Below are 14,479 nucleotides of genomic sequence, written 5' to 3'. Positions count from 1 at the left end.
GACGCAACACAGGGGCTGGTACAGATAGGCTGTCCCGGACGGATCATCAGCCCGCCGTGCCGGAAGGAGAGCGCCGTGGATGCCGAGGCGTCGGACTCCCTGCCGGCTCTGGTGGAACGCTCCACCGAGGTGGTGATCGGCGAGCTGGTGGACGACGGTCAGGCCCTCGTGCAGTTCGCGTTCGCCGGGGTCGACCCCAACGAGACGCTGACCGAGGACGCGGCCGACGACCTCGCCTCCGCCCGGCCGGCGCGCACCAGCCAGACCTACGCCGAGCAGTGGCGCTACTTCGCCCGCTGGTGCGCCGACAACGGCCGCCACCCCGGGCCGCATACCAGCGAGGCGAACATGGTCTCCTACGTCTCCCACCTCCGCCGCCGCGGCGGACGGGACGGCACAGGCGCGCCCGTCAGCTCGCTGCGCCTGGCGATGGCCGCCATCCGCGACGCCAACGCCCGTGCGGGGTACGAGAACTGGCCCCCGAAGAAGGCGACCGCCGAACTGATCCGCAAGCAGGCCGCCGAGCACGCCCGCGCCCGCCGCACCCCGAGGTCGAGCCCGCCCGTCGACGCCGCCCGCATCGCCCACCTCCAGCAGGGCACGACCGCCGACATCCCGCTCGCCCGCTGGCGCGACCTGACCATCCTGCACCTCGGCTACCGCACCCGTGCCCGGCGCTCCGAGCAGGCTGCCTACCGCATCGACTCCGTCGTCTTCGAGCGCCTGGAGGACGGCACCGAGCAGATGGTCGTCGGCAAGCGCACGTCGAAGAACGACCACTGGTCCACCGGTCGCGAGTACGTCGTCCGCGACCCGGTAGCGATCACCGTCGTCCGCACCTACATCTCACTGCTCGCCGAACTCGGCCAGGCAGAACCGCAGTTGCCGCTGCTGCGCGGCATCACCCGGTGGGGCCGGCTGATGCCCGTCCCCACCTCCGGAACCGGCATGACAGGCCACGCGGTGAACCGCGCCTTCAAGCGCATGGTCGCCCGCACTCCCGGCTTCGACGCCAAGAACGCGACCAGCCACGGCCTGCGCGCCGGCGTCCCCGCCGACCTCGCCGCCCAGGGCTACAGCGCCGCGGAGATCCTGGTCATCACCGAGGACTGGAAGTCCACCACCATGGTGGAGAAGTACGCCAAGGCCGGGCTACGCCGCGCGGGCAAGGACGACCTCGGCCGGGCCCAACAGGCCCTCGACGCCCTGGTCGTCCCACTGCCGACCGATCCCGCCGAATAGACAGGACGGGCGAAACCCCCGTATTTGCCGTGTCGTTGTCGGTCCACTCGATGGGTCACGGCCGGCCGCACTGGCCACTGATTCGCCCGGCGTCGCCAGGAGGTCGGCTGGGCTCTGGGAGGCAGCAGAAGAAGGGTCCTACCACGCGGTCATCGTGCCGCTGCCGGAACACTCCCGTCCCAGCGTCCGGAGCGACGCGCTCTTCGCCTTCCAGATCCGGGGCAATGCGGCGGCCAGGTCCGCCGACAAGCTGATCCCGCAAGTGCCCGGTGTGCGACAGTTCCGTCGCCTCCGCCGCCACGATGGCCGCCACCGCCCAGGACCTGGACCGCCAGCTGACCCCGCTTGCGCGGGGAGCACGTACAGGGTCTGTTCCTGGTCCGACTCGGGGTCGGCTGCCCCCCGCCTGCGCGGGGAGCACACCAGCCGGGGCGGCTCCTGGTGCTCCGGGGGCGGCTGACCCCCGCCTGCGCGGGGAGCACACCGGACTGGGGGTGAGGCGGCGCGGGTTCGACGGCTGACCCCCGCCTGCGCGGGGAGCACGGCGGCACCGTCCCTCGCGAACTGCGTTCGCAGCGGCTGACCCCCGCCTGCGCGGGGAGCACCAGATCGCCCGGTACGAGGAGCCCGAGCCCGGCGGCTGACCCCCCGCCTGCGCGGGGAGCACTGCACCGAGGCGGCCCACTTGGCGGGCGTCACCGGCTGACCCCCGCCTGCGCGGGGAGCACACGAAGGGGTTCATGCTCCACATCCAGGCGACCGGCTGACCCCCGCCTGCGCGGGGAGCACCCGGCCACCACCCGAGAGGACACGACCATGGGCGGCTGACCCCCGCCTGCGCGGGGAGCACGCCAGCCTCATCCCCTACGCCATCGGCACCGGCGGCTGACCCCCGCCTGCGCGGGGAGCACTACCTGCGCACGCTGCCCCCCGGCGCCCGCAGCGGCTGACCCCCGCCTGCGCGGGGAGCACTTTGTGCGCCATTTAACCCGGTACCCGTAGCGCGGCTGACCCCCGCCTGCGCGGGGAGCACCTCTCCGAGATCGAGTACTGGGCCGCCAGCCCCGGCTGACCCCCGCCTGCGCGGGGAGCACCACGGGAACAGGGACAAGGCCGACCGAATCACCGGCTGACCCCCGCCTGCGCGGGGAGCACCCTTCGCGACCTGCGCTATTCCTATGACTTTGCCATTCCTTGACTATCTTTCAATGCTGTGGCGGCGATCAAGGTAAGGCCATCGAAGTCGACCGCGTGTCGTCTCTGCTCCCCTGCAGTCGTCAGAACGAAGCCCTGCTCGTTGGCCTCTGGGTAAGCCAGAGCTGCGGCCCCGGTGCCGATGTAGTTGCTGACAGCGCTCCATAGTTCCTGTCGGACCCTGGCGGAGACCGTTCCGATATACAGGTACGGCGTGACCTCCAGAAGCCAGCGGGTCAGCGCACCGCGTACGTGGTCGGGTACGGCTGTGACGGAGATGACGATCATTGAGGCCACGTCGCACCTCGCCTCAGGGGTGCGACGTCTGGCAGCCGTCTCACAGGTCCCCACCGTTGGAGTAGTTGACACCGCCAGGCAGCGCTCCGCCAACCGGATCCCACAGGTCCACGAGTTGCTCGTCCGGGTCCGGGAGTTCGATGTCCTGGTCCGGCGCGAGCAGCCTCTGGATATCCGTGACGATCCGTGGCAGCAGTCGAAAGAGCCGCAGCTCGTCCCGGAATCTGCGGCGGGCCTCGGCCTCCGGGTGAGGAGAAGCATGGAGGGAGAACGCGAGCGGGATGGTGAGCTCGGCCTTGTAGAGGTCCGCGATGTCGTAGACGAAAGCCTGCTGGTTGCCACTGTGGACGAAACCGAGCGCCGGTGAGCAGCCGAGTGCGAGGAGCGCGGCGTGGACGATGCCGTAGAGGCAGGTGTTGGCGGATGAGAGGGCGAGGTTGACGGGGTCCTGGGTGTCCCAGGAGTTGGGGTCGTAGTTTCGGCGGAAGCGGCCGATACGGTACTGCTGGGCGAGCAGGCGGTAGTGGGCCTTGATGCGTTGGCCTTCGAGGCCGCGGAGCTTGTTGAGACTGCTACCGGGAGGAGCGGTGCCGCGTCCGAAGCGTTGTTCGTACATGGCGGTGGCGACAGTCAGACGTGTGGTGTCGTCGGCCCAGGCTCGGGCCTGGCGTTCGAGCCAGATGGTGCTGAGGGAGTCGGGGACGGTGGCGGCGTAGCAGCGCACGCCGCCGGACCCGGTGGCGACGACGGTGGTTCCGTGGCGGGCCAGGGTGCTCAGGGCTCGGGCGGTGATGGAGGTGCCGGGACCGAGGAGGACGCAGCTGAGTGCGGCGGTCGGAAGGTAGACGGTTTCAGTGCCGCGCTGGGGGCTGGTGACCTCGGCGCATACTCCGGTGTCGTTCTGGACGATGCGGACGATGTCGAGGTAGAGGAAGGACAGCGAGTCGGCGATCCGGGGCAGCATCGCGACGGTGGGTGCGGCCAGTTTGCGGCGGGCGCTGTTGGGGTCGGGCTGGCGGGCGGTCACTGGTCGTCCCGCTGGGGGGCGAGGCTGAGCAGGCCGCAGCCGTAGGCCTTGCCCTTGCCGATCCCGGTGATCAGGCGGGTGCGTAGGAGTTCGGGGTCGGTGATGCGGGCGGTGCCCTCGAAGAGGACGCGGTCGTGTTTGATGTGGTGCTGGTCGCTGCGGCGGGTGCCGCGGGCGGCGTCGAGGGGCTCGGAGCGCAGGGCTGTGAGTTGCAGGCCGGCGCCGTCGGCCTGGCGGGTCCACCAGTCGTCGGCCGCGGCTCCGCGCAGCGGGACGACGGCGCTCAGGCTGTAGAGCTCGCGGGTGGTGCGTCCGGGTTTGCGGATGGGGTTGGCGGCGATGCGGTAGCGCACCGCGAGTCCCTCGCGCATGGCGGCCAGGAGCGGGGCGAGGGACTTGGTGGCGCCACGGCCGTAGCCGGGGGGCAGCCGTGTCAGGTCGGGCTGGACGCCGCTCTGCAGCAGGATCTGGTGGCCGCCGTCGGCCGCCGGCTCGGTGCGGAACAGGACACCGAGATTCTGCCGTGCGGCGGTTTCCACGGTGTGGTCGGGGAAGAGCGCCATGAGGCGGTGGTGGAGATCGACGGCGTTGGTGCCGTCGCGGCGCGCCTCGCGGCTGCGCTGGTCGGGGATGATGCGGGTCAGCCACAGGCTCATGGACGGGTGCTTTCGGGGCGGCGTCGGTCGGCGGAGCGGTCGAGGTGGTCGCCGAGGGCGGTGAGGTAGGCGGTGCCGAGGCCGGCGCACCGGTCGGCGGGCAGGGTGAGGGTGCGCTGGTAGCGGGGGCGGGCGCGGTAGGCGCGGTGGCGCGGGTGGAAGGTCGACGGTTCGTCGGTCACCTGGCCCGCCGGATGCGCCCCGTCCTCACCGGGGCCGCCACCGTGGCTGAGGAAGGTGAGCGGGCGGTCGCCGTGGAAGACGACCTCGACGTTCGCGGCGCTCGCGGGTCGGCGGCGGGCGATCGGCAGGCCGATCAGCTGCCGGGTGACGTCGTCGAACAGTCCGAGCAGTAGCGGGCCCTCGGGCGGGCAGGAACGGCGGCCAAGGAACGGCGGCCACCTCGGCGCGTCGAGGGCGTCGGCGCACGCGGCGAGCACAGCCGGGTCGCCGGTGACCGCCGCGGTGAACGCCGCGTCGGCGAGGTAGTAGCGGTGCGACAGGAGCGTGGACGACGCGCCGGGCCGCTTCTTGCCGTCCGCGGTGGTGACCGTCGCGCCGGGCGGCAGGCCGCCACCGACGGTGTGCAGGTCGCGCAGCAGGACACCGGGCCGGTCGACGCGCACGGTCAGCGACAGCCCGACCAGGTCGGTGATGTCCGCGCCGCGCTCACGGCCAAGCGCGGAGGCGAGCAGGCCGATGACACCCGAGCGGGTCGGGAACGGCGCGGTGTCGCGCTCGTTGAAGTGGCTCCGCTCGCCCCAGGACTGCAACGGCCCGGCCAGGTGCAGCAGCAGCCCCCGCCCACCGGAAGCCGGGCGGGGGGCGGGAAGGTACGCGCTCACGCGTCGACCGTCTCGCGCGCGTACACCGCGTCCAGGGCGGCGTCGATGAGAGCGGGGAAGGACTCGACGTGCTCGCCCAGCCCGGTCAGGTCCTTGTCCTCCAGGCTCGCCCAGCCGGCGAAGACCCGACCGCGGCCGCCGAGCAGCCGGTCCGCCGCCGTGGCGTAGCGGGCGAGCGCGGCCCGCGAGGGGAGGGCGTAGCCGCCGTCGGTGTGCGAGCGGACGGGCTGCTCGAACGCGGCGGCGTAGGACAGCGGGCGGTCGGCGCGCACGGCGACGTGGGCGAGGTCGGGAATGGTGTGGGGGGCGGTGGCCGTCTTCTTCGCGCGGGGCAGGGAGAGCAGGAACGCCTCGGCGAAGCCGCCCGCGAGCTCTCGGGCGGCGGTCAGGTCGCCGCCGAGGTTGCGGGCGAGGTCGGCGAGGTCGACGGTGGCGTAGCGGTAGAAGACGCCGGCGCTGAACTCGGCGGTGCCCATGTGGGCGCTGCCGGTGGTGTCGCCCCAGGCGGAGGTGACGTCGTCGACGGCGGAGAAGTAGTCGAGCTCGACATCGACACCGTGCGTGGTCATGGCGTGGGCGACCTGGACCGCGCCGTCGACGCCGGCGTCGTCGACCTCGGCGAGCATCCGGCCGAAAAGGTTGATCACGCCGTTGCGGGTGCGCAGGATCGTGTCGATGCGGTCCTTGGGCAGCACGCTCTTGTCGCTGCTCTTCTTGATGTCCTTGGCGGCGGCGAGCGCGTCGCGGTGCTCGACGGCGAGCGCGGCGAGTTCGGCGACCGCGCTCTCCGGCACGTAGACCATCGCGTTGGTGGTCACGACCGGGGTGTCCTTGGACGTCTCGAACTTGATGCTGCTGCCCGCCGCGGTGTGCTGGCCGGCGCGCTGCGCGAGGTCCTCGGGCCAGCCGTGCTCCTCCTGCAGCAGGCGCGTGACGCGCGCGCCGATGCGGCGGGTGCGCAGCGCCCGCTCTCCGAAGCCGTCCTGGAAGTACTCGCGGACGGCGCGCTTCCAGGACTGGCTGCTGACCCGGGTGCGGTCGGTGTCGCCGTAGCGCACCGTCTTGACGGAGTTGTTGTCGTCGCGGTTGAGGTTGGCGAACGGCACGGCCTGGACGACGTGCAGGTCGAGGAAACGCGCGGACGCGGCGTCGGAACGGGAGGGCACTGTTCTTCTCCTGGACTGGTTCGGGGAAAGTCGGTACGAAACGGCAAGCCGGGCGGCGGGGCGACGGGCCTCGCCCCGTTGGGGGTTAGGTTCGGTCGTCCGCCTCCCCCTGGCCGCCGCCGGCGGTATCGGCGGCGATCGCGGTGTCGTGTTCGTCCGCCTCGCGCGCGGCCCGCTCCTCACCGGCCTGCACCGCCCGGTAGTAGTCCTGCAGCCACCGGCGCTTCACCGCGCCCGAATGCCGCCGCCACCGGCACAGGTCCACCAGCAGCTGTGCCCAGTCCACGTCGACGCCGCGTTCGCGCAGCTGGCGCACCGCGGCGGGCAGGTGCCGGTGCAGCCCCTCCACGCTCTGGCGGGTCAGCAGGTTGAGCTTGGTCTCCACCGACGCCTCGCGCAGCCCGGCGGCGACGCCGTCGGCCAGCGACCGGCCCAGACTGCGCCCCGGCCGGACCGCCGTGTCTGTCCGTGGACTGCCCGCACCCGTCCCGTCGGCCTGGTCGTCTTCGCTGTCGGCACCGGCCCCGCCGGTCCCGGCCGCCGGGGCGTCCCCGTCCCGCCCGCCGCTGCCCGCCGCCCGCGCGGCGGCCGTGTACTGGTCGCGGCGCTGCGCGGCGACCAGCGCTGCCACCGTGTAGTGCGCGCGCTCCACGTCCCGGTCGCGCAACTGCTCCTCGGTCAGCCACGACGCGACGTAGCGGTGCATGAACGGTGCCTTGTCCACCGGTTTGCCCACCCCGCGCCGCAGCGCCGACCGGACACCGGGGTCGTCGTGGCTGCGCCGGTCGATCCAGGCGGCGAAGGCCCGGGCGCGGCCGAGCGCCGGAACGGTGCCGCGGTTCGAGGCGGCGGGCGGCGGTTCCGTGGGCGGGGTGGGGGCGGGGATCGTCGTGGTGTCGGTCACTGGTCCTCCGTGCTGCTGGAGCTCTGGCCGGCCTTGCCCGCTCCGCGGGAGGCCTTGTCCGTCTTCTTGGTGGGACCGCCGTACAGTTCGAGGCGGGCGGCGGTGCAGGCCTTGGAGCCGCGCGCGGTGCCGAGAGCCTTGTAGGTGACGGTGTCGTAGGCCTGTTCGGCGATGGCGCGGAACACGGCGGCGGCGCCCGCGAAGTCGCGGCCCTCGAGGCGCCTCCAGAACTCCGCCTCGGCGGCCGGCCAGTACCGGGCGGCGGCGTCCGCCGCCCACGAGCAGTCACGGACCTTCGACGCGTCGGTGAACGCCGCCCAGGCCTTCTTCACCGCCCGTTCCAGCCGCACGCCGTACTGCTCCCCCAGCACCCGCAGCCGGCCGATCTCGACGGCGAGTGCCGGGCCGGCGCGGTTCTCGGTCTCGGTGAACTCGAGGACGGGCGGGGTGGTGGCGTCGACGAACTGCACGTCTTTGGCCTGGCCGTCCTGTTCGAAGCCCAGCGCCCGCACCCACAGGTACTCCGACACCTCGACCGCGGTGGAGAACACCTTCGGCCGGCGCGGCTGAGCGACACCGTCCGGCTCCTTGAGCAGCAGCGCGTCCAGGTCCCGCCACAGGGCACGCCCGGAGTCGGCCGGGCGGGGGTAGGAGTTGCCCTCCTTGCTGGTCTGCCAGATCAGGTAGGGGTCCCCGTCCCGGGGGATCTTGTGGAGAGAGGACCAGGTGATGAACGCGTCGCGCACCCGCTCCCCACCGCCGTCGGCCACCAGCAGCACCGCGTGCTGGGAACGGGCCGTCAGCTCCGAACACCTCCCGGCCAGGACCGGCGGCGCACCACCCGGGTCCGGCAGCTGCGTCCGCTCCCATGGACACAGGTCCTCCTCCCGGCGAACCGCGGCCCCCGGCTCGGGAAGGCCCGCGAGCAGCGTGACGAACAGCGACTCGCCCTCCGGGTGGTAGGACAGCGTGCTGCGCAGCGGTCCGGCCTTGCTGTTGGCCGTGCTGGTGCCGTCGACGGTGCGGCTCGAACAGCGGCCGGACGGCCCGTAGTAGTGCCAGACCAGCAGGTGCAGGACGGCCTCGGCGCTGGAGGGCAGGTCGGGCGCGGTGCTGTCGACGTGCCGGAACCAGGCGTGGTTGTTGCCCGACGGGCGGGTGGTGACGAGCTTGTCCACCCCGGCGGTGTTCGCCGGGTCGCACTGCCCGGCGAGCCGGGGGTCCTGGAGGAACGGCCGCTGCGGGTCGAACAGGTCGAACCGGTGCCGCCACTCCGCCGCGAACGTCTCCACGTCGTCCGGGTCGAAGCTCCCATCGTCGGCGAGCGCGACCCGCCGCTCCGACCAGTCCTCCCCCTCGGCCCGGGTGTCGCCGGGACGGGGCAAAGCCGCGTCCAGGCCCGTCAGGCGCGCGGTGATCGCGTACAGGACCCGGTACAGCGCCGACAGCGCCGGCGGGAGAGCCACGGCGATCCGCTCGATCTCGTGGGCGTGGAGCAGCAGCAGGCGCAGTCCCACCGCGTCGGGCCGTGGTGGTTCGTTGTCGCCGGTGGGCACGTCGTCGCGCCAGCGGACGGGGATCCACGGCTCGTCGAACAGGTTGTACGCGGGCCGTGGCGGGACCGGTGATCCGGTTGGTGCCGACGGGGCCGGCAGGAGTGGTGGCGCGGAGCCAACGGGTGGTGCGGACGGCAAGGAGGCCTCCGGTGAGGCGGATACGGACAGGACGACGCGGCGGCCGCGTCCAGGCGCCGCCGTGGGCCGGCGGCGGGCGGAATCGGGCAACACCCCTGCCCCGACGGGCCGTTCGACGGCCCTGGGGATCCGGTGCACCCAACCTAGCGACACGTACGTACACGAGGTGGCTAGATCTCGGAAAGTCCCACCTCCTCCGATATCTCCAGCTCCCTCTCCCCCAGCCGGCACCGCCACCGGCCCTGCCCGTCCAGGCGCATCGGCAGCAGCACCAGGTCGGCCAGCACCGGTCGCTTCCCCCATGAGCGCGGCACCTCGTGCTCGGCACCCCCGCCCCTCAGCCACCGGCCGGGAACCGGCACCGTGTGCCGCACGATCCACTCGACGTCCTCACGGCGCAGGACCCCGCCACCGCGGCCCGGCAGCGGGACCCTGCCGTCGGCGTCGAGCGTCGGCTCCCCGCCGGCCCGCGTGTAGACGCACACCGCGCGGCCGCTGTCCGCGCCCAGGCGCGTCGTCAACAACTCCTCGGCCACTGGGCGCTCGCTGAGCACGGACAGGTCGCCTCGCACGTCGAACGGCGCATACACCGTCGTCCCCTCGGCCAACTGCCCCTCGGCCGCGGCCGAGGCCACCCGCTCGGCGTCCATCCGCGCCAGCTCACGCCGGGCCGCTCCTTCCAGGCCCTCCCCGAAGTCGTCCGCGTACACGGCGTCCACCAGGCGCTGCACATCACCCGGAACCGCGACCGCCTCGTTGCCCGGCTCCGCCAGCAGTACACTGGTGCGCCGCAGCAGCGACGCGTCGTACACCGTCCCCCAGTCGCGCGGCGCACACACCGCGCCGTCGTCGCCGAGCGGTTCCAGCACCACCAGCCGCGGCTCGTCCACCGCCCCGCTCCACACCGGCCGCACCTTCCGGTCATGGCGTTTGCCCCGCCCCGCCCGCTGCAGCAACTGTGCCAGCGGCGCCAGGTCCGACACCACCAGGTCGAAGTCCAGATCCAGGGACTGCTCGACGATCTGGGTGGCGACCAGCACCGAACCCGGCCGCACCACGCCGCCCTCCCCGCCGCCCTTCGGCTTGCCGTAGGCCGCCTCGCACTCGGTGGTGATCCGCTGCCGCTCGAACGCCGGAAACCGCGAATGCAGCAGACGCAAGCCCCCCTCACGCGCCGCCAGCCCGGGCAGCCCCTCACACAGGTCCCGGTACGTCGCCTGCGCCTCGGCGACCGTCGTGCAGCACACCAGCACGCACCCGCCGCCATCGACCACCGGCGCCAGCAGCTCCCGCAACACCGCCCGCCGACCCCCGGCCGGTGGCGGCTTCCCCGGGTCCTCCCGCACGTCCCACCGCACCGGGTGCCGCTCCACCCGCAGCGTCCGCTCCCGGCCGCTGCCGACCTTCCGCGGCGCAGCCACCTCCCCCGAGCCCGCGTCCACGAACAGCCACCCCGGGTAGCACGGCTCCACCGTCGCCGGCTCCAGGAAACCCGCACCCCGGCGGTAGGCGTTCACCAGCGACGACGCCGCCCGGCCCGTCAGCGTCGCCGACAGCAGCACCACCGGCGCGCCGAACGCGCCCAGCCACTCCAGCAGCCGCACCAGCAGGCTGTGCATCCACGGTCCGTACGCGTGCGCCTCGTCGACGACCAGCACCTTGCCCGACAGGCCGAACAACCGCAGCACGTTGTACCGCAGCGGCAGCACCCCGGCCAGCACCTGGTCGACCGTCCCCGCCCCCAACGGCGCGAGGATCCCCCGCCGCCCCGTCCGCAACCACCGTCCGGCCTCCCGGTCGGCCAGCACTGGCCCCCCGCCACCGTACTCACGCTCAACGCCCAGCCACGCCATGCTGTGCAACAGCATCAGCGCCCGCTCACCCTCGACATTCGCGTCGGCGAACTCCCCAACCCGGCCGAACATCGCATCCGCCGTCGCCATCGTCGGCAACCCCACGAACAACCCCGACGCCCCCGACCTGCGCGCCAGCACCGACGCCGCGTGCAACGCCGCCTCCGTCTTCCCGTCCCCCGTCGGCGCCGTCACCAGCACCAACCCCGAACCCCCCACCCCTTCCCGCCCCCGCAACAGACCCGGAAGATCCTCCGAAACGCTCTCCTGCAGCGGATTCGCCTCACGAAAACCCGGGAACTGCTCGACGAACGACCTCACCGGAAACACCGCCCGCCCAAGACCCGCCTCCCGCACCCACCCCGGCGCCGCCCCCACAGCCACCCGGTAGTGCGCCCCCAACGCCTCCTCGTCCGCCACCCACCCCGACGACGGGATCCGACCGACGATCACCTCCACCTGACTCGCCAACCAGTCCGCCACCACCACCAGACCCGTCACCACCACCGCCGCCCACCCCGGCAACACCCCCACCGGAACCCCACGAGCCCCCGTCACCCGCCGCACCGCACGCGCGTGCACCAACCGCTGCTCCCGCCAGCCCGGGCCCGCCCCGAGCCCGGGCTGGTACCCGGACGGATCGGCCAGCTTCCGCGCCTCCGGCACCGACCCGTAGCAGCCGTGGTGCCCCCCGAGGAGCTGCGCGATCTGGTGGGCCGCGGACTTCCTCACCAGCCGGCCGACCGGCGGGTAGCCGCACTCCTCGAAGAACTCCACCAGCGCCCAGTGCGTCGCGACCTCGTGCCGCAGCCGCCCCCCGGCCCCGCCCGCGTCGTCGGTTCCGGCGGCGTACCGGTCCTCGCCGGCGAGCCGGCCGAACACGCCGGGCACCTGTGCCTGGAACCCGGGAATGATCTTCCCGACGTCGTGAAGGCCGGCCCAGAACCCCACCATCCTCCGGGCCTCGTCCACCCCGACACCCACGGCCTCGGCCAGCCGCTTCTGGACCTGCGGGTGCAGCACCGCATCCCACAACGCCACCGCGACCGCCGCCGTGTCCAACAGGTGACAGACCACCGGATACGCGGCCGGCAACCCGCTCTCCTTGCCCCACAACCGCAGATCCGGTAACTGTCCTACGCCCTCGTCGAGAACCATGCCCAGTGAACTATCACCCGGCACTGACAACAGCCCCTGCCCCGACCTCAGGCCAGGCCGGCTCCCCCGAAACCGCGTCCCAACCCCGGCCCACCCGATAGGATCCCGCGCCCGCGATGGAACCCGCAGCTGGACCAGGGCTGACCTAATGCGCGCTGTCCCCCGTCACCTGGTGCGGGACGCTCGTCTCGCGTTCCCGGAGGGAAGCCGACCGTGAACCGGTTCCCTGGAGTGGCTGGCTGCGGACCGCTTCGTCGCTTTTGCTTATCGAAGCTTTTGAATGCACTCGGCGATGGCAGCGACGGCGCCAAAGAATGCGGTGACTGCGGCAAGAATGGACGGAGCGCGCTTGTGCCAGGGCTGCTTGTCGTCGTCCAACGTTCCTCCATGACAGTGCGTTCTGATGCCTGCGGTGCGCCGACGCGAGCACGGAGGAAGCTACCAGCGGCTGACGGTCGCGGCGGTGAGACTCGCCGCCGCCAAAGCCAGAAAATGAGCTGCAGTGACTCACCAAATAAAGACAACCAGAGGCTTGGCGAGTGAAGACAGGGAATGATGGTTAATGTATTCAGATATCACTTTCAAAATCCTTGCCGGAGCATTCGGTCAGCCGATCGCTTCTGGCACTTATACGGCATATGCTTTTGAATCAATCCCCGCGCAAGCGGGGGTCAGCCGCCTCTGGTTGGTTTCTTCGAGAGCCACTGTGCTCATTCCTCGCGCAAGCGGGGGCCAGTTGGCTACGTTCGTCGCCGACTTCAACTCAGGCGGGCCCTCCCCGCAAGCGCGGGGGTCAGCCGAAGCCGGTGCTCGTCGGCCAGCAGGAGTTCAGGTCTTCCCCGTAAGCGCGGGCGTCAGCCGGCCGAGGGCGGCCAGCACCGCATCGTGCGCGAGTCCTCCCCGCGAGCGCGGGGGTCAGCCGTTCCGCGACGTCGACATGCGTGACTCCAAGACGTCCTCCCCGCGAGCGCGGGGGTCAGCCGGCTGCCGAGCTGGAGCGGCTTGCCCTCCCGCCGTTCTCCCCGCGAGTGCGGGGGTCAGCCGGTCGCACAAGGCTGTCGGACCGTGCCTGTGCACTCGACGGTCAACCCTTGGAATTAACTCTTGGGTTTATGTCTTGACTACAGTCCAAGAGTTGATATCTTGGATGCATGCCAAGCAATGAGAAGCCTCGTCTCATCCCGACCGGCAAGTGCTGGTGCGGCTGTGGGAAGGATGTTGGCCTGGGTAAGTTCTTCGCCGCCGGCCATGACAAGATCGCCGAAGCAGCGCTGATGGCCCTCAAGTACGACGGGTCCGTCGCTCAACTGCTTCATGCCCACGGCTACGGTTCGCACCACTCCGTTCGCCACGCCGCCGTCGCCGATCCGGACTGCTCGTGGCAGAAATGCGCCGACTGCAACTACAGCGGCGCCCCCGCCAGCATCGCCAACCACCGCAAGAAGGACCACCCCGAGTAGCACGTCCTCGCCCAGGCGATCCGTGCCCTCGGCGGCACCGGCGATCCACAACGCGTCATCAGCTCTCCCCGCGAACGCGGGGGTCAGCCGTCCCGGCTCCCGCCCAGCCGTTCGGCTCCTCGGTCCTCCCTGCAGGCACAGGGGTCAGCCGGCGTACGACGCGGTCACGGTGCGGAAGGGCAAGTCTTCCCCGCGAGCGCGGGGGTCAGCCGTACGTCCAGCGACTCGACACCGCCAGAGTACTGTCCTCCCCGCGCGGGCGGGGGTCAGCCGGCGCTCGCCCTGCTCCCGGACGGCGTGCACGCGTCCTCCCCGCAGGCGCGGGGGTCAGCCGAGGAGGTCGCCGATCGGGTTCGCCCCCGCGAGGTCCTCCCCGCAGGCGCGGGGGTCAGCCGTACCTGGACCGGGTGTGGCGGCGTGCTGTTCGGTCCTCCCTGCGAGCGCGGGGGTCAGCCGGCGTCGCCCTGGTCGCCACCGTCCGCGCCGAGGTCCTCCCCTGGGCCAGCGGGAGATCGGTTCGTCTTCGGGGCCGGCCGTCGTGCGGTGCCGCGGCTCTCCGGAGTGACTCCTCCCCCTGCTCCGTCCTCGCCCACGCAGGCCCAAGCGCCGCCCAGGCCTTCAACGGTGTCCGCACAGAACGGTGTCGTGGCCGTCTGCCACGATGGACGCTGCTCCTTGATACCTCAACAGGCCGGCCCGCCTCGTGTTCCTCGGCAGGCTGGTCAAGAAATGGCAAAGCCGTCAGAACGGTGCAGGTCACGAAGGTCCTCCCCGCGAGCGCGGGGGTCAGCCGGTCTGGCACCGATGGTAGGGGACGCTCGCCCCGTCCTCCCCGCGAGCGCGGGGGTCAGCCGGTGACGGGCCGTCTGGGCGGCCGGGTCGGTGAGTCCTCCCCGCGAGCGCGGGGGTCAGCCGGTGACGGGCCGTCTGGGCGGCCGGGTCGGTGAGTCCTCCCCGCGAGCGCGGGGGTCAGCCGGTGACGG

The 14,479-nt window shown here is 72.1% G+C and carries 10 protein-coding genes and 1 CRISPR repeat array; of the genes, 2 read left to right on the top strand and 8 right to left on the bottom strand.

Translation table 11 applies throughout. The features are described from left to right. The first annotated feature begins 75 nt into the window (after positions 1–75). Complete coding sequence (locus tag ACWDD9_RS31165) at positions 76–1,242, top strand: hypothetical protein (protein ID WP_449813406.1); 1,167 nt, start codon at positions 76–78, stop codon at positions 1,240–1,242. A gap of 698 nt (positions 1,243–1,940) precedes the next feature. Then, positions 1,941–2,397: direct repeats of the CRISPR family, unit length 29 nt; unit sequence CGGCTGACCCCCGCCTGCGCGGGGAGCAC. 21 nt (positions 2,398–2,418) lie between these two features. On the opposite strand, the gene cas2e is transcribed toward ACWDD9_RS31165, so the two are convergent. From cas2e to cas3, 8 genes are all read right to left on the bottom strand, one after another. After that, complete coding sequence (cas2e, locus tag ACWDD9_RS31160; RefSeq protein WP_449813405.1) at positions 2,419–2,733, bottom strand: type I-E CRISPR-associated endoribonuclease Cas2e; 315 nt, start codon at positions 2,731–2,733, stop codon at positions 2,419–2,421. Between the two features lie 40 nt (positions 2,734–2,773). Continuing rightward, entirely contained in the window at positions 2,774–3,697 is a 924-nt protein-coding gene (gene cas1e / locus ACWDD9_RS31155; RefSeq protein ID WP_449813479.1) for a type I-E CRISPR-associated endonuclease Cas1e, read from the bottom strand. 59 nt (positions 3,698–3,756) lie between these two features. Continuing rightward, on the bottom strand, positions 3,757–4,416 hold the full coding sequence (gene cas6e / locus ACWDD9_RS31150) for a type I-E CRISPR-associated protein Cas6/Cse3/CasE (protein WP_449813404.1): 660 nt from the start codon (positions 4,414–4,416) through the stop codon (positions 3,757–3,759). Then, positions 4,413–5,261 (bottom strand): type I-E CRISPR-associated protein Cas5/CasD, encoded by an 849-nt coding sequence (cas5e, locus tag ACWDD9_RS31145; protein ID WP_449813403.1) that lies wholly within the window; start codon positions 5,259–5,261, stop codon positions 4,413–4,415. Before cas5e ends, cas6e begins: the two co-directional genes overlap by 4 nt. Further along, the gene (gene cas7e / locus ACWDD9_RS31140; RefSeq protein ID WP_380742979.1) at positions 5,258–6,427 is read right to left on the bottom strand and encodes a type I-E CRISPR-associated protein Cas7/Cse4/CasC; all 1,170 of its coding nucleotides are present in this window, start codon (positions 6,425–6,427) and stop codon (positions 5,258–5,260) included. The genes cas5e and cas7e overlap by 4 nt, the downstream gene beginning before the upstream one ends. 85 nt (positions 6,428–6,512) lie before the next feature. Then, entirely contained in the window at positions 6,513–7,331 is an 819-nt protein-coding gene (casB, locus tag ACWDD9_RS31135) for a type I-E CRISPR-associated protein Cse2/CasB (RefSeq protein WP_449813402.1), read from the bottom strand. Next, entirely contained in the window at positions 7,328–8,929 is a 1,602-nt protein-coding gene (casA, locus tag ACWDD9_RS31130; RefSeq protein ID WP_449813478.1) for a type I-E CRISPR-associated protein Cse1/CasA, read from the bottom strand. The genes casB and casA overlap by 4 nt, the downstream gene beginning before the upstream one ends. A 266-nt stretch (positions 8,930–9,195) precedes the next feature. Continuing rightward, positions 9,196–12,036, bottom strand: coding sequence for a CRISPR-associated helicase Cas3' (gene cas3, locus ACWDD9_RS31125; protein WP_449813401.1), 2,841 nt, complete (start codon positions 12,034–12,036; stop codon positions 9,196–9,198). Positions 12,037–13,187: 1,151 nt separating this feature from the next. On the opposite strand from cas3, the gene ACWDD9_RS31120 reads away from it, so the two are divergent. Continuing rightward, on the top strand, positions 13,188–13,496 hold the full coding sequence (locus ACWDD9_RS31120; RefSeq protein ID WP_449813400.1) for a hypothetical protein: 309 nt from the start codon (positions 13,188–13,190) through the stop codon (positions 13,494–13,496). Positions 13,497–14,479 lie beyond the last annotated feature (983 nt).

The sequence above is a fragment of the Kitasatospora sp. NPDC001119 genome (genome assembly GCF_053598475.1).
This window is presented reverse-complemented; position numbering and strand designations above follow the sequence as displayed.

Coding starts and splice junctions, on each gene's coding strand:
- cas3 (WP_449813401.1), bottom strand. CDS start 12,036: ATGGTTCTCGACGAGGGCGTAGGACAGTTACCGGATCTGCGGTTGTGG.
- cas1e (WP_449813479.1), bottom strand. CDS start 3,697: ATGCTGCCCCGGATCGCCGACTCGCTGTCCTTCCTCTACCTCGACATC.
- ACWDD9_RS31120 (WP_449813400.1), top strand. CDS start 13,188: ATGCCAAGCAATGAGAAGCCTCGTCTCATCCCGACCGGCAAGTGCTGG.
- cas6e (WP_449813404.1), bottom strand. CDS start 4,416: ATGAGCCTGTGGCTGACCCGCATCATCCCCGACCAGCGCAGCCGCGAG.